This window comes from Primorskyibacter flagellatus (assembly GCF_900176485.1).
GTDB lineage: Bacteria > Pseudomonadota > Alphaproteobacteria > Rhodobacterales > Rhodobacteraceae > Primorskyibacter > Primorskyibacter flagellatus.
Map to the genome: position 1 here is coordinate 68017 of NZ_FWYD01000014.1, position 19002 is coordinate 87018.

Annotated in this window: 17 protein-coding genes; 13 read left to right on the forward strand and 4 right to left on the reverse strand. The window is 64.1% G+C overall.

The window, feature by feature from the left end:
* Positions 1 to 60 precede the first annotated feature (60 nt).
* The 10 genes from B8991_RS14955 to B8991_RS15000 all read left to right on the forward strand — a co-directional run bounded on the left by B8991_RS14955 (position 61) and on the right by B8991_RS15000 (position 9880).
* The gene (locus B8991_RS14955; RefSeq protein ID WP_084353823.1) at positions 61 to 744 is read left to right on the forward strand and encodes a haloacid dehalogenase type II; all 684 of its coding nucleotides are present in this window, start codon (positions 61 to 63) and stop codon (positions 742 to 744) included.
* On the forward strand, positions 744 to 1565 hold the full coding sequence (locus B8991_RS14960) for an alpha/beta fold hydrolase (protein ID WP_084353804.1): 822 nt from the start codon (positions 744 to 746) through the stop codon (positions 1563 to 1565). Before B8991_RS14955 ends, B8991_RS14960 begins: the two co-directional genes overlap by 1 nt.
* On the forward strand, positions 1544 to 2539 hold the full coding sequence (locus tag B8991_RS14965; RefSeq protein WP_235866647.1) for a threonine ammonia-lyase: 996 nt from the start codon (positions 1544 to 1546) through the stop codon (positions 2537 to 2539). Before B8991_RS14960 ends, B8991_RS14965 begins: the two co-directional genes overlap by 22 nt.
* Before the next feature lie 59 nt (positions 2540 to 2598).
* Positions 2599 to 3387 (forward strand): 3-oxoadipate enol-lactonase, encoded by a 789-nt coding sequence (gene pcaD / locus B8991_RS14970; RefSeq protein WP_084353806.1) that lies wholly within the window; start codon positions 2599 to 2601, stop codon positions 3385 to 3387.
* Complete coding sequence (locus B8991_RS14975) at positions 3380 to 4096, forward strand: alpha/beta fold hydrolase (protein ID WP_084353807.1); 717 nt, start codon at positions 3380 to 3382, stop codon at positions 4094 to 4096. Before pcaD ends, B8991_RS14975 begins: the two co-directional genes overlap by 8 nt.
* A complete protein-coding gene (locus tag B8991_RS14980; protein ID WP_084353808.1) occupies positions 4093 to 5433 on the forward strand; it encodes a lyase family protein in 1341 nt (446 codons plus the stop codon). Before B8991_RS14975 ends, B8991_RS14980 begins: the two co-directional genes overlap by 4 nt.
* Before the next feature lie 161 nt (positions 5434 to 5594).
* On the forward strand, positions 5595 to 6683 hold the full coding sequence (locus B8991_RS14985; RefSeq protein WP_084353809.1) for an alcohol dehydrogenase catalytic domain-containing protein: 1089 nt from the start codon (positions 5595 to 5597) through the stop codon (positions 6681 to 6683).
* A gap of 93 nt (positions 6684 to 6776) precedes the next feature.
* Positions 6777 to 8009 carry a mandelate racemase/muconate lactonizing enzyme family protein gene (locus B8991_RS14990; RefSeq protein WP_084353810.1) on the forward strand — a complete coding sequence of 411 codons (1233 nt, stop codon included), beginning with the start codon at positions 6777 to 6779 and terminating at the stop codon, positions 8007 to 8009.
* Between the two features lie 108 nt (positions 8010 to 8117).
* On the forward strand, positions 8118 to 8402 hold the full coding sequence (locus tag B8991_RS14995; RefSeq protein ID WP_084353811.1) for an ArsR/SmtB family transcription factor: 285 nt from the start codon (positions 8118 to 8120) through the stop codon (positions 8400 to 8402).
* A 44-nt stretch (positions 8403 to 8446) separates the two neighbouring features.
* A complete protein-coding gene (locus B8991_RS15000) occupies positions 8447 to 9880 on the forward strand; it encodes an amidase (RefSeq protein WP_084353812.1) in 1434 nt (477 codons plus the stop codon).
* A 134-nt stretch (positions 9881 to 10014) separates the two neighbouring features.
* Here B8991_RS15000 and B8991_RS15005 read toward each other — a convergent pair whose 3' ends face one another.
* From B8991_RS15005 to B8991_RS15020, 4 genes are all read right to left on the reverse strand, one after another.
* On the reverse strand, positions 10015 to 11913 hold the full coding sequence (locus tag B8991_RS15005; RefSeq protein ID WP_084353813.1) for an acyl-CoA synthetase: 1899 nt from the start codon (positions 11911 to 11913) through the stop codon (positions 10015 to 10017).
* 225 nt (positions 11914 to 12138) lie between these two features.
* On the reverse strand, positions 12139 to 13938 hold the full coding sequence (locus tag B8991_RS15010; RefSeq protein ID WP_084353814.1) for an ABC transporter transmembrane domain-containing protein: 1800 nt from the start codon (positions 13936 to 13938) through the stop codon (positions 12139 to 12141).
* Between the two features lie 128 nt (positions 13939 to 14066).
* The gene (locus tag B8991_RS15015) at positions 14067 to 14303 is read right to left on the reverse strand and encodes a DUF2842 domain-containing protein (RefSeq protein WP_084353815.1); all 237 of its coding nucleotides are present in this window, start codon (positions 14301 to 14303) and stop codon (positions 14067 to 14069) included.
* Positions 14303 to 15616: an adenylosuccinate synthase gene (locus B8991_RS15020; protein ID WP_084353816.1), complete on the reverse strand. Its 1314-nt coding sequence runs from the start codon at positions 15614 to 15616 to the stop codon at positions 14303 to 14305. Before B8991_RS15020 ends, B8991_RS15015 begins: the two co-directional genes overlap by 1 nt.
* A 15-nt stretch (positions 15617 to 15631) precedes the next feature.
* On the opposite strand from B8991_RS15020, the gene B8991_RS15025 reads away from it, so the two are divergent.
* From B8991_RS15025 to B8991_RS15035, 3 genes are all read left to right on the forward strand, one after another.
* Positions 15632 to 16150, forward strand: coding sequence for a DUF6524 family protein (locus B8991_RS15025; RefSeq protein ID WP_328588514.1), 519 nt, complete (start codon positions 15632 to 15634; stop codon positions 16148 to 16150).
* Between the two features lie 135 nt (positions 16151 to 16285).
* Complete coding sequence (gene secG, locus B8991_RS15030) at positions 16286 to 16660, forward strand: preprotein translocase subunit SecG (RefSeq protein ID WP_084353817.1); 375 nt, start codon at positions 16286 to 16288, stop codon at positions 16658 to 16660.
* A 159-nt stretch (positions 16661 to 16819) separates the two neighbouring features.
* Positions 16820 to 18463 carry a CTP synthase gene (locus tag B8991_RS15035; protein WP_084353818.1) on the forward strand — a complete coding sequence of 548 codons (1644 nt, stop codon included), beginning with the start codon at positions 16820 to 16822 and terminating at the stop codon, positions 18461 to 18463.
* Positions 18464 to 19002 lie beyond the last annotated feature (539 nt).

The window sequence follows — 19002 nt, forward strand, 5'->3', positions numbered from 1 at the left end:
TTTCGCCCCTTTTCCCCGCCGGTCCAGCATGCGACTGTAATGGGATTCACGGAGGACAGCATGCCCATCACCACCTGTGTCTTCGACGCTTACGGAACCCTGTTCGACGTCACCGCCGCCGCACGGCAGGCGGCAGAGCAGCCGGGACGCGAGAAACTCGCCGCCTCGTGGCAGGCGCTCGCCGCCGACTGGCGCGCCAAACAGCTGCAATACACCTGGCTGCGGGCGATCACTGGCGAACACACACCATTCTGGAACGTCACGATGGACGGGCTCGCCTGGGCGATGCAAAAGCACGGGCTGGAGGAGGACGCAGAGCTGCGCGAAATCCTGCTGGCATTGTACTGGGAACTTGCCGCCTACCCTGAAGTGCCCGCCATGCTGGCAAAGCTCAAGGCAGCGGGCAAATCCTGCGCCATCCTGTCCAATGGCAGCCCCGACATGCTGGACGGCGCGGTGGAATTTTCCGGCATCGGCACCTATCTCGACGCGGTCCTGTCGGTCGAGGAGGTCGGCATCTTCAAGCCCGCCAGCAAAGTCTATGACATGGTCGGCGCACGCTTCGGTTGCGCCCGCGAAGAGGTGCTTTTCGTGTCGTCCAACGGCTGGGACGTGGCAGGGGCGTCAGGTTACGGATTTACCACCGTCTGGGCCAACCGCGCGGGCGACCCCGTCGACCGCCTGCCACACCGCCCCCACCACATCCTGTCCGACCTGACGACATTGCCGGAGATTGCCATCTGATGCCCTATTTCCAGTCCTCCGACGACGTTCGCCTGCATTACACCGATGAGGGCGAAGGCCTGCCCGTGCTGGCGCTTTCCGGCCTCACCCGCAATGGTCGGGATTTCGACTATGTCGCGCCCCATCTGAAGGGCGTGCGTCTGATCCGGCTGGATTATCGCGGGCGCGGCAAATCCGACTGGCCGGGACCAGAGACCTACACCATCCCGATCGAGGCGCGCGACGCCGTCGAATTGCTTGACCATCTGAAGCTGTCCAAGGCCGCGGTGCTGGGCACGTCGCGCGGCGGGCTGATCGCCATGGGGCTGGGGGCCGGCGCCCGCGACCGTGTGCTGGGTGTCGCGCTCAACGACATCGGCCCGGACATTGCCACTGACGGGCTGGAGGCAATCATGGGCTATCTCGGGCGAAAACCGCGCTGGAAGACATTTGAAGAAGCCACCGCCGCCCGTGCCGGGGCGATGAAAGGCTTTGCCAATGTCCCGGCAGAGCGGTGGCGCGCTGAGGTCGAGAAGCTGTATATCGAAACTCCCGAAGGGCTTGACCTGCCCTATGACGCGCGGTTGCGCGACGCGGTCGAGGCCGCTGGCGCGCAGCCTGCCCCCGATCTCTGGCCGTTCTTCGACGCGATGGCGGGCCTGCCGCTGGCGGCGATCCGTGGCACCAATTCCGATCTGCTGACCCCTGCCACCTTTGCGGAAATGCAGCGCCGCCGTCCGGACATGATCGCCGCCGAAGTGCCCGACCGCGCCCATATCCCCTTTCTGGACGAACCCGAGGCGCTGGCCGCGCTGGATGAATGGCTGGAGAGCATGCGTTGAACATCACCATGATCGAGGCCGCCGCACAGCGGCTAAGCGGTCACGCAAGACGCACGCCGCTGCTGTCCTCGCCATTTCTGGACGAAATCGCCGGGCGGCGCGTGCTGGTCAAACCCGAATGCCTGCAACATACCGGCAGCTTCAAATATCGCGGCGGCTATGCGGCGATCTCTGCGCTTGCCCCGGATGTGCGGGCGCGGGGCGTGCTGGCCTATTCGTCGGGCAATCACGCGCAGGGCGTGGCGCTGGCCGCCCGCCAGCACGGCATTCCCGCCGTTATCATCATGCCAGAAGACGCCCCCGCGCTGAAAATCGCCAATACCCGCGCTCTGGGTGCCGAGGTGGTGCTGTATGATCGTGCCGGGGCGCAAACCCGCGAGGCCTTGGGCGGAGAATTGACGCAGACGCGCGACCTCACCCTGATCCGGCCTTACGACGAACCGCAGGTGATCGCAGGCCAAGGCACTTGCGGGCTGGAGATTGCGAGCCAAGCACGCGACGCAGGCGTGGAGACCGCCGATGTGCTGGTCTGCTGCGGCGGCGGCGGGCTGACATCGGGCATCGCGTTGGCGCTGGAGGCACATGCCCCCTGCCTGCGCGCCCGTCCCGTCGAACCCGAAGGCTTCGACGACACCGCCCGCTCGCTTGTCGCCGGTCAGATCCTGCGCAACGACCGGCTATCCGGCGGGTTGTGCGACGCGATCCTGACGCCCGCGCCCGGTGATCTGACCTTTCCGATCATGCAGCGCCTGTGCGGCCCCGGACTTGTCGTCACCGACACACAGGCACTGGACGCGATGGCGCAAGCGTTCTTGCGGCTGAAACTGGTGGCCGAACCGGGCGGCGCCGTGGCGCTGGCCGCAGCACTCTACCACGCCGACCAGATTGACGGCGATGCGGTGATCTGTGTCATTTCGGGCGGCAATGTCGATGCAGACGTCTTTGCCCGCGCCTCTCGCCTTGGTAACGCCTGACAGCACCTGCGCGCGGATCCGTCAAACCCGCGCGTCGTGCCGCCACTGAAGGAACAGACATGAAAATCGCAACGCTAGGAGAGATCGGCCTGCATTACCGGATTGATGGCAATCCGGATGGCGCGCCGGTGGTCTTTGCAAACTCGCTGGGCACCGACCTGCGGCTTTGGGATCAGGTGATCCCGCTCTTGCCGAAGGGGTTGAAATATATCCGTTATGACAAGCGCGGGCATGGCCTGTCCTCCTGTCCGCCGGCACCCTATTCGATGGGCGCGCTGATCACGGATGCCGAACGTCTTCTGGATCATCTGGGCGTGCGCGACTGCGTCTTTGTCGGCCTGTCCATCGGCGGGATGATCGCGCAGGGACTGGCAGCCAAGCGGCTGGATCTGGTCCGCGCGCTGGTCCTGTCCAATACCGGTGCCAAGATCGGCACGAAAGACATGTGGGAAGATCGTGTCGCGACCCTGCGCAAAGGCGGCATTGCCGCGCTGTCCGATGCGATCCTAGAGCGCTGGTTCTCGGAGGGGTTCCGCCAGACGGACGCGTTTCTTGGGTGGGAAAACATGCTGCTTCGGCAACCGCTGGAAGGCTATATCGGCTGCTCGCAGGCCATTTCCGGCACCGATTTTTACACGCCCACAGCCGCGCTGACCCTGCCCGCGCTCGGCATCGCGGGATCGGTTGATGGCTCCACCCCGCCCGATCTGGTGCGCGAGACGATCGACCTGATCAAAGGCTCCGACTTCCGCCTGATAAAGGGCGCGGGCCACCTGCCTTGCGTCGAAAAGCCCGAAGAATATGCCGCCATCCTGACCGACTTTCTGACCGCGCAGGGCCATGTCTGATTTTCTGCTGGTCCACGGATCCTGCCACGGCGCGTGGTGCTGGCGCGACGTGATCCCGGCGCTGACGGCGCAGGGCCACAGTGCCCACGCCATCAACTTGCCGGGTCAGGGTGCCGACAAGACCCCTGTGCAAGACATCACGCTGGAGCTTTATGCACAGGCGATCCTGAACGCGCTGGACGGCCCCACAGTGGTGGTCGGTCACTCGATGGCGGGCTATCCGATCAGCCTCGCCGCAGAGCGTGCGCCCGACAGGATCAGCCGTCTGATCTATCTCTGCGCCTATGTCCCCACAGATGGCCTGTCACTCGCCCAGCGCCGCAGGCAGGCACCGTATCAGCCGTTGTTGCCTGCGATCGAAAAGACAGCCGATGGCCTTGCCTTCACGGTGCGGCCCGAATTGGCGCAGCAGGTTTTCTATCACGACTGCCCCTCGGACACCGTGGCCTATGCCAAAGCACGGCTTGGCCCGCAGGCGATCCGGCCGCAGGAAACGCCCGTCAGCCTTGGTGCCAATTATGCAAGCGTGCCGCGCAGCTATATCCGCTGCACCCAAGACCGCACCGTTCCGCCGGAATTTCAGCGCTCCATGACCGCCGACTGGCCATCCCCGGACGTCACCGAGATGCCCACCAGCCATTCACCGTTTTTTGCGGCACCCGATGACCTCGCGCGCCGCCTGTCCGTGATCGCAAGGGCCACGCCATGACCGCCACACCCTTTGACAGCGCCCATCTGGGCGGCCTGTTCGACACCGGCGAGACCGCCCGCCTGTTCAGCGACACCGCCGAGGTGCGCGCCATGCTGCTGGTCGAGGGGGCGCTGGCGCAGGCACAGGGCCAGGCGGGCATCATCCCCGAGATCAGCGCCGCCGCCATCCAACGCGCCGCGATGGAGGTGCTGATCGACCCCGCGCAACTGCGCGAGGCCACAGCGCAGAACGGCGTCAGCGTCCCGGCCCTTGTCGCGGCCTTCCGCCACGAAATGAGCGCGCCGGAACATGCGCAATATGTCCATTGGGGCGCGACCTCTCAGGATATTCTGGACACCGCGCAGATGCTGCGGCTGAAACAGGTTCTGGCACAGTACGAGGCAAACCTGACCGCGCTGATCGGCGCGCTGGCCACGCAGGCCGAGGACCATGCCGATCTGCCGATGGCCGCGCGCACCTATGGCCAGCACGCCACGCCCACCAGCTTTGGCGCGCTGGTGGCGCAATGGGGCGCGCCGCTGCTGGATCTGCTGGCAGAGCTTCGGGCGCTGCGCGAAACCGGGCTTTGGGTGTCGCTGTCAGGCGCGGCGGGCACCGCCTCGGCCTTGGGGGCAAAGGCACCTGCCTTGCGGCGCGAGATTGCCGAAAAGCTGGGCCTGACCGATCCGGGCCGCAGTTGGCATACCGACCGCGCCCCGATTCTGCGCATCGCGCAATGGATCACCCGGTTGCTGGCCGCACTTGGCAAGCTGGGCACCGATCTGGTGCTGCTGACCCAATCGGGCATTTCAGAGGTCCGTCTGGCGGCGTCCGGCGGGTCCTCGACCATGCCACAAAAGCAAAACCCTGTGGGGCCGTCGGTGCTGATCGCATTGTGGCATCACGGAACAGGCCTTGCTTTTACGTTAAGCGGCACGGCGGGGCACGCCTTGCAACGCGACGGGGCCGCTTGGTTCACCGAATGGCTGACCCTGCCGCAGCTGTGCCTGTCGGCGGCGTCCGCCCTCGGACATGCCGAAGCCTTGGCCGCGTCGCTTGCCCCCGACGCGGCACAGATGCAGGCGACGCTGGACAGCGCGCAAAGTCTGCTGAATGCTGAGGCGCTCAGCTTTGCCCTGACCGCCCGGATGCCGCGCCCCGACGCACAGGCCGCCGTCAAGGCGCTGTGCCAGAGGGTTGTCGCAGAGGGCGGCGACCTGATGCAGATGGCCCGCGCGGAATGGCCCGATCTGCCTGCCGAGGCGTTCGACAAGGCCGCAATGTTGGGCCAGGCCCCGGCCGAGGCACGCGGATTTGCGGCCGCCGCCCGCACCCTCCTGACCCAAAGCGTCTGAGGCGCGAGGCGCCGCATGGGCTGCGGCGCGGGCATCCTGTCTGGCCGGCGTCTTGCTGCCTGCGCGACGTCCTGGACCTGTGGGGTCTGCCGGAATTTCTTCTTGCGTCCGGGCAGGTTCCGCGCAACCGTCGCGCTAGGACCGTGACGCCCGGAGGACATATGCCACGTATCAAGGCCGCCATCTGCCGCGCATTCGGCGCACCGCTCAGCATCGAAGAGCTTGACCTGCGCGCGCCTCTGGCTGGCGAGGTCGAGGTCACGCTGGAGGCCGTAGCGATCTGCCATTCCGACATTTCATATGCCGAGGGCGCGTGGGGCGGCACGCTTCCCGCCGTTTACGGCCACGAGGCGGCAGGCCGGATTAGCGCGCTTGGCGCGGGTGTCACCGGGTTTGCCGTCGGCGATCCCGTGGTGGTCACCCTGATCCGTAGCTGTGGCACCTGTCCCAACTGCGCCACCGGACGCCCGACGATCTGTGAAGATCAGACCGGCCCGCATGGCTCTGCACTGACCGCGCCCGATGGCACGGAGGTGGTGCAGGCGATGAATTGCGGTGCCTTTGCCGAACGCGTGGTTATCGACGCCAGCCAGATCGCGAAACTGCCCGAAGGCATGGCCATGGATGCAGCCAGCCTGCTGTCCTGCGGGGTGATCACTGGCGTCGGTGCCGTGGTCAACGCCGCCGATTTGCGCGCCGGGCAGGACGTGGTGGTGATCGGCGCGGGCGGCGTCGGGCTCAACGCCATTCAGGGCGCGCGGATCGCAGGTGCCCGCCGCATCACCGCCGTCGACATGACCGAAGAGAAACTGGCCATCGCGCGTGATTTCGGTGCTACGGATGGGCTGCTTGCCACCTCGGATAAACCGTGGAAAGCCTTGCGCAAGGCCACGGGACGGGGCGCCGACGCCGTGATCGTCACCGTCGGCGCGATCCCAGCCTATGACAGCGCGCCGCTCTACCTTGCGGGGGGCGGCCGTGTGGTCATGGTCGGCATGCCGCCCTCGGGCGCGAAGGCCAGCTATGAACCTGTTGTCGCTGCTTTCATGGGCCAAGGCATGATCGGATCGAAAATGGGCGACGTGGTGATCTCGCGCGATATTCCGTGGATGGTCGACCTCTACCAGCAGGGCCGCCTGAAACTTGACGAGCTTATCTCGGCCCGCTGGCACCTTGACCAGATCAACGAGGCCATCGCCGACACCAAATCCGGCGGCGCGCGGCGCAACGTGATCATGCTGACCCGCTGACCTGCCGCCTTGCTTTTGGGGGGTGTGGGGGGCTTGCCCCCCCCCGGTCGGATCGCGCAAGCGATCCGAAACCCCCGCCAAAGGAGACACGCCATGAAATTGCAAGACCTCGACGTGATCGTCACCGCGCCACCAGCCCCCGGCTGGGGCGGGCGCTACTGGATACTGGTGAAGCTGACCACCGCCTGCGGCATCACCGGCTGGGGCGAATGCTATGCCGCCTCTGTCGGACCGGACGCGATGCGCGGCGTCATCGCAGATGTGTTTGAACGCCACATGGCGGGCGAGAACCCCGAAAACATCGAACGCATGTTCCGCCGCGCCTATTCGTCGGGCTTCACCCAGCGGTCCGATCTCACCGTCATGGGGGCCTTTTCGGGGCTGGAGATCGCCTGCTGGGACATCCTCGGCAAGGCGCGCGACCGGCCCGTCTGGGCGCTTCTGGGCGGGCTGATGAACGAGCGCATCCGCGCCTATACCTACCTCTACCCCCTGCCACAGCACCGCATGGCCGATTTCTGGACCTCGCCCGACATGGCCGCCGAGTCTGCGCTGGACTGCATCGAACGTGGCTATACGGCGGTGAAATTCGATCCCGCAGGCCCCTATACGATGCGCGGCGGCCACCAGCCCGCAATGCGCGACATCACGCAATCCGTGGCCTTCTGCAAGGCGATCCGCGACGCCGTGGGCGACCGTGCGGATCTGCTGTTTGGCACGCATGGGCAATTCACCACCGCAGGCGCGATCCGGCTGGGACAGGCGCTGGAACCCTACGCGCCCCTGTGGTTCGAGGAACCGATCCCGCCCGACAACCTGACCGAATTTGCCGAGGTCGCCCGCGCCGTCCGCATTCCACTATCCACCGGGGAACGCCTGACCACCAAGGCCGAGTTTGCCGCGCTTCTGCGCTTGGGCGGCGTGCGCATCCTGCAACCCGCTCTGGGCCGCGCCGGTGGCATCTGGGAGGCGCGCAAGATCGCCGCCATGGCCGAAGGCTTCAACGCCGAGATCGCCCCGCATCTTTATGCAGGCCCGGTGGAATGGGCGGCGAACCTGCATCTGGCCGCCACCATCCCCAACCTGCTGATGGCCGAAACCATCGAAACCCCGTTCCACGATGCGCTGATCCGTGGGGCGATCCGGGTCGAGAACGGCTTTGTCGCCGCCCCACAAGGCCCCGGCCTTGGCATCGACGTGGACGAGGATCTGGCCCGCGCGCATCCCTATACCGGCAATGATCTGCATCTCCAGATGCAAGAGGCCCCTTGCGACTATCACGGTCAGAACGCCTTTCAGGGCGGTGCACCGCCGCCTGCCGATTGACGAAGGCTTGAAATTCACCCGCCGCATGCCGCATGTTGGTCAAAAGAGAACAGCAGTCCGGGAACCGTTGAATTGAGCGTCGCAGACCCAATCGCACCACCTCAGGAGATGGCGCAAAGTGCCAGCCGTGCCGCCGCCTATCTCAAGACGCTGGCGCATGAGGGCCGCTTGATGATCCTGTGCCATCTCGGCCCCGGCGAGAAATCCGTGAGAGAGCTGGAAACCTTGCTGGACATGCGTCAGGCGGCGGTCAGCCAGATGCTGGCGCGTCTGCGCGAAGAGGATCTGGTCAGCACACGGCGCGAGGGCAAGACAATCTATTACAGCCTCGCCAACGCGGACACGCGCCGCGTCATTGGCTTGCTCCACGATCTGTTCTGCCAGACAGACTAGGTGCCCCACAGGCCCTACCCCCCAATCATTGAGCAGGAGCCGAAATGCGTCCCGATACAAGTTTCAGCGGCCCAGACCTCTGCGCCCTGTCCGCCACCGAAGCGGTCGGGCTGCTCCGCAGAGGCGAGGTTTCGGCAACAGAACTGGTCGAGGCCAGCCTGACGCGCATCGCGCAGGTCGAACCGTCGGTCAACGCCACCGTCACCATCTGTGCCGACCGCGCCCGCGAGGCCGCTTTGTCGGCAAAGGGCACCGATCTGGGCGGATTGCCCATCGGCATCAAGGATCTGACCCCGGTGGCGGGCGTGCTGACCACGATGGGCACGAAAGCGCTGAAACGCAATTACCCGCTGGCCTCCGATCCGCTGGTGCTGCGTCTGGAAGAACGCGGTGCCATCGTGATGGGCAAGACCAACACGCCCGAGATGGGCGCGGGTGGCAACACGTTCAACGCGGTCTTCGGCATGACCCGCAATCCGTGGGATACGGCGCGCAATGCGGGTGGCTCTTCGGGCGGTGCCGCCGTGTCGCTGGCCACCGGAGAGGTCTGGCTCAGCCACGGCTCTGACCTTGCGGGCAGCCTGCGCACACCCGCCAGCTTTTGCGGCGTGGTGGGCTTTCGTCCCTCGCCGGGCGTGGCGGGCGGCGGCTCTGCGGCGATGGGCTTTGCCAATGAGGGGTTGCAAGGCCCGATGGCCCGTAACGTGGCCGATTGCACGCTGTTTCTGGACGCGATGGCCGGGTTCGATCCGGTCTGGCCGCTATCCATGCCCGCGCCGGCAACGCCCTATGCCACGGTGGCGGCGCAGGATCCCGGCCGGATCCGCGTCGCCTTCGCCCCCGATCTGGGCGGCTTTGCCCCGGTGGAAGGAGACATTGCGCAGGTTCTTTCAGACGCCATGACGCGGGTGCAAGGCCCTGATTGCACCGTCGAGGATGCCTGCCCCGCCCTGCCCGATCTGGAAAGGACCTACCGCGCGTTGCGCGCCTTTTACTGGGCAGCACTTCCGGGCCGCGCGCCGGATTTCGTGCAAGAGTTCTACAAGCCGACGCTGGCACAGAACATCGCCGAAGGCCGCGCGCTTTGCGCCGAGGACATCGTGAACGCACAGCTAAGCCGCTCTGCCCTCTATGACAGGATGCGGCGTTTCCTGACCGATTTCGACGTGCTGGCTTGCCCCGTGACCGGCATCGGCCCCGGCCCGGTGGAAGAGGAGTTTCCGCGCAGCGTCGCAGGCGTCCCGACCGGGGATTACATCGACTGGCTGCGTTTTTCCTTCCTCGCCACCACGACGACCCTGCCCAGCATGTCCCTGCCGGCAGGCTTCACACCCGACGGGCTGCCGGTGGGTCTGCAACTGATCGGACGCCCGCGCGGCGAAGCCCGTCTTTTGCAGGTGGCGCAGCATATCGAGACCGCGCTGGCGCTGCCAACAACCCCCATCGACCCGATCACGCGCAGCAGCGCGGGCCACTGACCCCGTACAAGGCCGCGCCCCATGCCGGATCGGTCCGCGTTGGCCCTCGCGCGCGCATCCCCTGATAAGAACCAGGGCCGCTTTAAGCAGCCTCCGGCCTAAACGCAGCCTCCGGTCCGTGACCGGAGAAGGCCTCAGCCCGCAGACCCGTCAGACTCCGCCCAATCCCAGGGGCGCGTGAAATTGCCCAGCACATCGCCGACCGCAACCTCGTCAGCCCCGTTCGCCTCCAGCTTGGCGACCAGCCCGCGTTTCTTGTCGTCGATCACGGCAACCACACGCGCCTTGATGCCCGCCTCTTCCAGCGCCGCGTTATACACCCGCGTGATCGCCATCTTGCGCAGATCGGGCTTGAACACCTTGCCAACGGCGGTCTTGGGCAGTTCCGGCAATATCGTCATATGCTTGGGCCATGCCGCGCGTTCGTGGACATGCGTCTTGCAATGCGCGATCAGCTCTTCCTCTGTGACCTCGGTCCCGCCGACCAGTTCGACAAAGGCGCAAGGCAGTTCGCCCGCGCGCGCATCCGGCTGACCAATCGCCCCGGCAAAGGCCACGGCGGGATGCGACAGCAACGCCTCTTCAATCTCGGCCGGGTCGATATTGTGCCCGCCGCGAATGATCAGATCCTTGGCCCGCCCGGTGATCCACAGATAGCCATCCGCGTCGATCCGGCCCAGATCGCCGGAGCGCAGGAACCGGTCATGATAGAACAGATCCTTGTTTTTCACCTCTTCGGTATAGGTGCTGCCCGCGAAGACGCCCGGATTGGCGATGCAGATCTCGCCGACCTCGTCCACGTCGCATTGCATCAGCCCGTCCGGCCCGGACTTGAGGATTCGGACCTCGGTATGCGGGAACGGAATGCCGACCGATCCGACCTTCTTGGCCCCTTCGGGCGGGTTGCAGGACACAAGACAGGTCGCCTCGGTCAACCCGTAGCCCTCGACGATGGTCACGCCAGAGGCTTCCTCGAACCGCCGGAACAGTTCCAATGGCAGCGGGGCAGAGCCGGAAAACGCGGTCTTTACCGAAGAAATATCGGCATCCACGGGCCGCTGCATCAGCGCCGAAAGCGCCGTTGGCACGGTGATGATGAAACTGATCTGCCAGCGTTCGATCAGCTTCCAGAAATTGTCGAACACGCCTTCGCCGCGATAGCCCTGCGGCGTGGGGAACACCACATGCGCGCCAGAGGCCAGCGACGCCATCAGGATCACATGGCAGGCAAAGACGTGAAACAGCGGCAGCGGACACATGATGTTGTCCTGCTCGGAAAACAGCAGCCGGTGTCCCAGCCAGCCATTGTAGATCATTCCGGAATACTGGTGCTGCGCGACCTTGGGCATTCCAGTGGTGCCGCCGGTGTGGAAATAGGCACCCACCCGGTCGCCCTGGCTGTCGGCAAAATCAAGCTTTCGGTTCTGTCGGGCGATTTCCTTGTGAAAGGATTTGACGCTGGCCTTGTGATCGCTGGTCGCCTTCGGTCGGATAAGCGGCACGATCCACGACTTCGGCGGTGTCAGATAGCGGTTGAGGTCGACCTCAAGCACTGTGTGTACATGCGGGGCATGACGGACGGCCTCGGCCATCTTCTGCGCCAGATCGGTCTTGGGAAAGGCGCGCAGCGTGACCACGACCTTGGCATCCGTCTCGCGCAGGATCGCGCCAATCTGTTCCGGTTCCAGCAAGGGATTGATCGGATTGGCAATGCCCGCAATCATGCCGCCCAACAGCGTCACGATGGTTTCGGTGCAATTGGGCAGCACATAGGCCACCACATCATTTTCACCGATCCCGAGCGAACGGAAAAGATTGGCCGCCTGCACCACCTGTTCGCGCAGCAGCGCCCAGCTTAGCGTTTCGGCCTTGTCCGCCGGGCCAGAGGTCAGCTGATAGCTGACAGCGGGCCGGTCCGGAAAGGCCGTCGCGGTCCGGTCGAGCAGTCCAAATATGGTCTTGGGCAGATCCCGGTCTTCCCAGGACATTTCGTCCTCGATCGCATTCCGATCCGCCATGGATGCAAAACTCATTAGCGCTCCTCCCAGTCGCGTCCCCGCCCCACCTTGCAGGACAAGCATCGCCTCACGCAAGCCTGCCACATCAAACAAGACGCTGCGGAAACTTGCCTACTGACGCAACGTCCAAACAGCAATGTCTTGAATATCCTCAGTCACCCTCGTCCATCATCGGCACAGCGTAACCCGACAAAGGCAATGCGCGTCGCGCAAGGCAATCACGCAAACCGCGCCCAGCGCCTATTCCGCCGCCACGCCATCGGTGAACTGAAGCCGGGCCAGCCGCGCATACAGACCGCCCTGCGCCACAAGCGCGTCATGCGGACCAGAGGCGACGATGCGGCCATGATCCATCACGATGATCCGGTCGGCCTTCTTCACCGTGGCCAGCCGGTGCGCGACGATGATCGTCGTGCGTCCGCGCGCCAGCTTGTCGACGGCGGCCTGCACCAGACGTTCGCTTTCCGCATCCAGCGCGCTTGTCGCCTCGTCCAGCAGCAGCACCGGCGCATCGCGCAGCAAGGCCCGTGCAATGGCGATCCGTTGCTTCTGCCCGCCCGACAGCATCACGCCGCGTTCGCCAAGATAGGTGTCATAGCCATCTGGCAGCGCCGAGATGAAGTCATCGGCGGCGGCGGTGCGCGCGGCCTCCTTGATTTCCGCGTCGCTGGCATCGGGCCGGCCAAAGCGGATATTGTCGCGGGCCGAAGCGGCAAAGATCACCGGATCCTGCGAAACCAGCGCAATGGAGCGTCGGAAATCGTCGCGCCGCGTCGTCGCCAGATCAATCCCGTCCAGCGTGACCCGCCCGCTATCGGGATCGTAGAACCGCTGGATCAGCTGGATCACGGTCGTCTTGCCCGCGCCGGACGGCCCGACCAACGCCACCGTCTCGCCCGGATTGATCGTCAGATCAACGCCTTCCAGCGCGGGCGTATCCGGCCGTGCGGGATAGTTGAAATGCACATCCTCGAACCGGATCTCGCCGCGCACCTTCACGGGCATCTGCACCGGGCTGGCGGGGTCATTGACGCTGTCAACGGTCTCCAGCAATTCGACCAGACGTTCGGTCGCACCTGCGGCACGCTGCAATTCCCCGAAAATCTCGGACAGGGCCGCGACAGAGCCTGCCACCATCACCGAATAGATCACGAACTGCACCAGCGCGCCCGCGCTCATATCGCCTGCGCGCACATCCCATGCGCCGATCCACAGCACGCCCACGACACCGCTGAACACCAGGAAGATCACGATCATGGTCATCTGCGCACGCGTAAAGATCCGCTTGCGCGCCGCGTCAAAGCTTTTCTCCGTCACCTCGGCAAAGGCGGCGCGGTTGATGTCCTCATGCGTGAACGCCTGCACCGTCTGCACCGACAACAGCGCCTCTGACGCATTTCCGGACGAGGCCGCGATCCAGTCCTGATTCTCGCGGCTGAGAACCCGCATCTTGCGGCCCAGCGTCAGGATCGGCACCACCACCAGCGGCACGATCAGCAACACCAGCCCGGTCAGCTTGGGCGAGGTGAACAGCATCAGCACCATCCCGCCCGCAAAGATCAGCGCGTTGCGCAGCGCGATCGAGATCGACGAGCCGATCACCGACAGAATCAGCGTGGTGTCGGTGGTGATCCGGCTCAGAACCTCGCCGGTCATCACCTTCTCGAAGAAGGCGGGGCTCATGCCGATCACACGATCAAAGACCGCCTTGCGAATATCCGCGACCACCCGTTCGCCCAGCCGCGTCACCAACGCATAGCGCAGCGCGGTCCCCACGGCCAGAAGCGCGGCAATCCCCAGCGCCGCGCCGAAATAAAGGTCCAGCAGCGCGCCGTCCTCGGTGTTGAAATTGTCCACCACCCGGCGCACCGCCATCGGCAGGGCCAGAGACACCGCAGAGGTCAGGATCAGCGCCAGCACGGCGGCGACCAGCAACAGCTTGTAGGGCGAAAGGAACGGCCACAGCCGGGACAGCACGCCAAGCCGCTTGGACTTCTCGCGTTCGGCCTCTCCTGGGGCAAGAACGGGGGCTCTGGCCATGGGTGCTCCTTGTGGCAATGTTGCGGGCTTTCTTGCCGCCCGGTCCGGCAGGGTCAAGTGCCGCATTGTCACGCGGCACCGCCCGCATCGCGGGCAATCAGGGCACAACCGCCCCGAACGTCACGGCGTCACCCCTCGCCGTCGCGGTCCTGTTTGTCTGGATCAGCCTGCCCGACGCCAAGAAAGACAAACCGCAAAGGCACCATCCAAATCACGCCCAACACGACATAGATCGCCAGCTCGACCAGCGCCGAAGGCCGGTCGAGCATGTTCACCAGCGTCACCGCAACGACGATATACAGCGGCAACCCGATCAGCAGAACCACCAGCGACCACCGCCTGCGCGCTTTGTAGGACAGCGCCATCAGTCGGCGAACGGGTCGGTGACAAGGATCGAATCTTCACGCTCCGGCGAGGTGGACAGCATCGCAACCGGACAATCGATCAGCTCTTCGACCCGGCGCACATATTTGATCGCATTGGCGGGAAGCTCCGCCCAGCTACGCGCGCCTTCGGTCGATTCGGACCAGCCCGGCACTTCTTCGTATATCGGCTTGCAGCGTGCCTGCTGATCGGCGGCGGTGGGCAGGTAGTCCAGAACCGTGCCGTCCAGATCATAGCCGGTGCAGATTTTCAGCGTCTCGAACCCGTCCAGCACATCCAGCTTGGTCAATGCGATGCCCTTGACGCCCGAGGTGGCGCAGGTCTGGCGCACAAGCGCTGCGTCAAACCAGCCACAGCGCCGCTGACGGCCGGTGGTGGTGCCAAATTCGTGGCCGCGCTCGCCCAGACGCTGACCATCGGCATCCGGTGTGCCATCGGCGTTCAGCAATTCGGACGGGAACGGACCTTCGCCCACCCGCGTGGTATAGGCCTTGACGATGCCCAGCACATAATCAATCGCGCCCGGCCCGACGCCAACACCGGTGGCGGCCTGACCTGCAATCACATTGGAAGAGGTCACAAACGGATAGGTGCCGAAATCAATATCCAGCAACGCGCCCTGCGCGCCTTCGAACAGGATGCGTTTGCCGGCCTTGCGCTTGTCGTTCAGCACCTTCCAGACGGGGGCGGCATATTGCAGGATCTGCGGCGCGATCTCACGCAGTTGCGCAACCAGCCCGTCGCGGTCCACCGCCTCGATGCCCAAGCCCCTGCGCAGCGGATCGTGATGCTGCAACGCGCGGTCCACCCGCGCCTCCAGCGTCGCCGCATCGGCCAGATCCGCCACCCGGACAGACCGGCGCCCGACCTTGTCCTCATAGGCCGGACCGATACCCCGCCCGGTTGTGCCGATCTTGGTGCCCTTGCTGGCGGCCTCTTCGCGGGCGCGGTCCAGCTCTCCGTGGATGGGGAGAATCAGCGGCGTGTTCTCGGCGATCATCAGCGTTTCGGGGGTGATCTCGACACCCTGCTCGCGGATCTTTGCGATCTCCGCGAGCAGATGCCAGGGGTCCAGCACCACGCCATTGCCGATCACGCTCAGCTTGCCGCCGCGCACAACGCCGGACGGCAGCGCGTGCAACTTGTAGACAGTCCCGTCGATCACCAGCGTGTGGCCGGCATTATGGCCGCCCTGAAAGCGCGCGATCACATCGGCCCGCTCTGAAAGCCAGTCGACGATCTTGCCCTTGCCTTCGTCCCCCCATTGCGCACCGACGACGACTACATTGGCCATGCTGAACCCTTCCGATTGAGATTTCAAACCCGCGTCGATATAGCCATTGCCGAGGCCGAGGGGAACCGTGAATTTGCACCGCAGGGCGCGGCGGATCGGCACGACACGCAAGCAGGCGCTGTAACAGAAGGGCACAAGATGGGTTTTGTCATACGCTGGGTCGCCGCTTTCGCGCTGCTGGCCGCGACGTTCAACCCGACGCCGTGGAACTATGTTCGTTGGGCCCGCGCCGAATATTCCGCGCAACTGCCCCTGGTGGTTCTGCTGGGGCTGATCCTTCTGGTCGGCTACATAATCTACCTGCGCGCCACGCTGCGATCCATCGGTGGCTTGGGCATGACGCTGGTGCTGGCCCTTGTCGCGGCGTTGCTCTGGGTGCTGTATGATTACGGCATCCTAGACCTGTCGAACCGCGATTTCACCGTCTGGCTCGGCCTTCTGGCGCTGTCCGTCGTGCTGGGCATCGGCCTTAGCTGGAGCCTCGTGCGCCGCAAACTGTCGGGTCAGGCAGATGTGGACGATGTCGAGGACTGAAACCCTCTGCGGACCGTAAGGCGGGGTTAACCTCGCCTTATCGCGCGCCACGCCGGTTCGGTGCAGAAGGCGGGTTGCGGCAGCGCGTGGTTTTGCATAGATACCCCCGGAACAAGAGAACAGGTCATCCCGCCCATGGAAAACGTCGTCCTCATCATTCACCTCCTCCTGGCGCTGTCGCTGATCGGGGTCGTGCTTTTGCAACGCTCCGAAGGGGGCGGGCTTGGCATGGGCGGTGGCGGCGGCGGTGCCATGTCGGGCCGTGCTGCGGCCACGGCGATGGGCAAGGTGACCTGGATCCTCGCAATCGCCTTCATCATCACGTCGATCACCCTGACTGTGATCGCGGCCGAGAAATCGGCAGGGGCGTCGGTGATCGACCGTCTGGGCGGCTCCTCTGCCCCGGCGGATGGCGCAGAGGATACCACAGTGCCGGGCCTTGGCGATCTGGACACGCTTCTGCCGCCAGCGGCAGATGATGATGCCCCGCTGACCCCACGCGCCGACTAACCACAATCGGTTGAGTAAGGAGAGGATACCGCAACAGCATCTTGCGGTATCCATTGCCAAGCGCATACGAATCCTTGTAGTATAAAGTCCCGTGATGCTGCGGCAGATTTCTGCTGCCGTGGGCACCTGAAATGCAATAAATCACGGGGTTCACGGTCCATGGCACGCTTCATCTTCATCACCGGCGGCGTTGTCTCCTCGCTTGGCAAGGGGCTGGCCTCGGCCGCACTTGGCGCCTTGCTGCAAGCCCGCGGATTTTCCGTGCGTCTGCGCAAGCTTGACCCCTATCTCAACGTCGATCCCGGAACCATGTCGCCCTTTGAACATGGCGAGGTGTTCGTCACCGATGACGGCGCTGAAACCGATCTCGACCTTGGCCATTACGAACGCTTCACCGGCGTCCCCGCCCGCAAGACCGATTCCATCTCCTCGGGGCGGATCTACACCAACGTGCTGGAAAAAGAGCGGCGCGGCGATTATCTCGGCAAAACCATCCAAGTCATCCCCCACGTCACCAACGAGATCAAGGATTTCATCTCCATCGGCGAGGATGAGGTCGATTTCATGCTCTGCGAGATCGGCGGCACCGTCGGCGACATCGAGGGCCTGCCCTTCTTTGAAGCGATCCGCCAGTTCAGCCAGGACAAACCGCGCGGCCAGTGCATCTTCATGCACCTGACGCTGCTGCCCTGGCTCAAGGCCAGCGGAGAGCTCAAGACCAAGCCCACGCAACACTCCGTCAAGGAACTGCGCTCCATCGGGCTTGCGCCGGATATCCTCGTCTGCCGCTCCGAAGGGCCGATCCCCGTCAAGGAACGCGAAAAGCTGGCGCTGTTCTGCAATGTCCGCTCCGATGCCGTGATCGCCGCGCAGGACCTCAAATCCATCTACGAGGCACCGCTGGCCTATCACCGCGAAGGTCTGGATCAGGCCGTGCTGGACGCCTTCCAGATCACCCCCGCCCCCAGACCCAACCTTGACCGCTGGGACGATGTGGCCGACCGGATCTACAACCCCGAGGGCGAGGTCAATGTCGCCATCGTCGGCAAATACACCCAGCTTGAGGACGCCTATAAATCCATCGCCGAGGCGCTGACCCATGGCGGCATGGCCAATCGCGTCAAGGTCAACATCAAATGGGTCGATGCCGAGATTTTCGACCGCGAAGACGCCGGCCCCTACCTCGAAGGCTTCCATGCCATCGTTGTGCCCGGCGGCTTTGGCGAGCGTGGCACCGAAGGCAAGATCAAGGCCGCGCAATATGCCCGCGAACACAAGGTGCCCTACCTGGGCATCTGTCTGGGCATGCAGATGGCCGTGATCGAGGCCGCCCGCAACGTCGCGGGCCTGACCACCGCCGGGTCCGAGGAATTTGACCACGAGGCCGGCAAGAAACGCTTTGAACCCGTCGTCTATCACCTCAAGGAATGGGTGCAGGGCAATGAGCGCGTCAACCGTTCGGTCGCTGACGACAAGGGCGGCACCATGCGTCTGGGCGCCTATGACGCGGTGCTGTCCGAAGGGTCGCGCGTCGCCGAGATCTACGGCACCACCACCATCGACGAACGCCACCGCCACCGCTACGAGGTCGACATCCAGTACAAGGACCAGCTTGAAAAGGTCGGCCTGAAGTTTTCCGGGATGAGCCCCGACGGCAAGCTGCCAGAGATCATCGAATGGCCCGACCACCCGTGGTTCATCGGCGTGCAATTCCACCCCGAACTGAAATCAAAACCCTTCGACCCGCACCCCCTCTTCAAGGATTTCGTGCGCGCAGCGAAGGACGTGTCGCGGTTGGTTTGAACGAAGCGTTGCAAATACGGGTCGCGATTGACACCAATGTAGCCAGTAACGCGATCCGACACCCAGATTCGCCGACTACAAACCTATTGTCGTCGGGAAAAATCCAACCTGTAACTTCAGTTACAGTCTTAAGAGAGATTGCGAACGGAACCCCTTCTGGAGAAATGCAATTTCTTAAAAAGCTTAACACTCATGTAAGAACACAACCAACCGACATAAACTCAGAAATCGGCAACTATTACGAAGTTTCGCAACTTCCACAGGATCATCTAGCGGAACCGCCGGTCGATTTTCTGATATCTTTCTTTAAGAAAATCGCGGGTTCAAAATCAGCGACAAACATCGCAAAAGTCTTAGATCATTCCCTTGAAGAGTTGCTAAGAACCATCGAGGACGACGCGGCAAGCAACGGCTTCGAAAAAGAAATAGAAGCTCTTAGACTAAGGAACGTCTGAAAAACCTGCTTCTTTCGGCGTGATCTGGTAGACTTGGGCAACCCGCCAAGGAGCCGTTCCGATGCCGAAGCAGCCTGCCTTTCC

What these genes read in the sequence shown, in the direction of transcription:
- B8991_RS15010 (WP_084353814.1), bottom strand. Translation starts at nt 13,938, where the DNA reads ATGGCCAGAGCCCCCGTTCTTGCCCCAGGAGAGGCCGAACGCGAGAAG.
- B8991_RS14985 (WP_084353809.1), top strand. Translation starts at nt 5,595, where the DNA reads ATGCCACGTATCAAGGCCGCCATCTGCCGCGCATTCGGCGCACCGCTC.
- B8991_RS14995 (WP_084353811.1), top strand. Translation starts at nt 8,118, where the DNA reads ATGGCGCAAAGTGCCAGCCGTGCCGCCGCCTATCTCAAGACGCTGGCG.
- B8991_RS14960 (WP_084353804.1), top strand. Translation starts at nt 744, where the DNA reads ATGCCCTATTTCCAGTCCTCCGACGACGTTCGCCTGCATTACACCGAT.
- B8991_RS15005 (WP_084353813.1), bottom strand. Translation starts at nt 11,913, where the DNA reads ATGAGTTTTGCATCCATGGCGGATCGGAATGCGATCGAGGACGAAATG.
- B8991_RS14955 (WP_084353823.1), top strand. Translation starts at nt 61, where the DNA reads ATGCCCATCACCACCTGTGTCTTCGACGCTTACGGAACCCTGTTCGAC.
- B8991_RS14980 (WP_084353808.1), top strand. Translation starts at nt 4,093, where the DNA reads ATGACCGCCACACCCTTTGACAGCGCCCATCTGGGCGGCCTGTTCGAC.
- B8991_RS14965 (WP_235866647.1), top strand. Translation starts at nt 1,544, where the DNA reads ATGGCTGGAGAGCATGCGTTGAACATCACCATGATCGAGGCCGCCGCA.
- B8991_RS15035 (WP_084353818.1), top strand. Translation starts at nt 16,820, where the DNA reads ATGGCACGCTTCATCTTCATCACCGGCGGCGTTGTCTCCTCGCTTGGC.
- B8991_RS14975 (WP_084353807.1), top strand. Translation starts at nt 3,380, where the DNA reads ATGTCTGATTTTCTGCTGGTCCACGGATCCTGCCACGGCGCGTGGTGC.
- B8991_RS14990 (WP_084353810.1), top strand. Translation starts at nt 6,777, where the DNA reads ATGAAATTGCAAGACCTCGACGTGATCGTCACCGCGCCACCAGCCCCC.
- secG (WP_084353817.1), top strand. Translation starts at nt 16,286, where the DNA reads ATGGAAAACGTCGTCCTCATCATTCACCTCCTCCTGGCGCTGTCGCTG.
- B8991_RS15020 (WP_084353816.1), bottom strand. Translation starts at nt 15,616, where the DNA reads ATGGCCAATGTAGTCGTCGTCGGTGCGCAATGGGGGGACGAAGGCAAG.
- pcaD (WP_084353806.1), top strand. Translation starts at nt 2,599, where the DNA reads ATGAAAATCGCAACGCTAGGAGAGATCGGCCTGCATTACCGGATTGAT.
- B8991_RS15015 (WP_084353815.1), bottom strand. Translation starts at nt 14,303, where the DNA reads ATGGCGCTGTCCTACAAAGCGCGCAGGCGGTGGTCGCTGGTGGTTCTG.
- B8991_RS15000 (WP_084353812.1), top strand. Translation starts at nt 8,447, where the DNA reads ATGCGTCCCGATACAAGTTTCAGCGGCCCAGACCTCTGCGCCCTGTCC.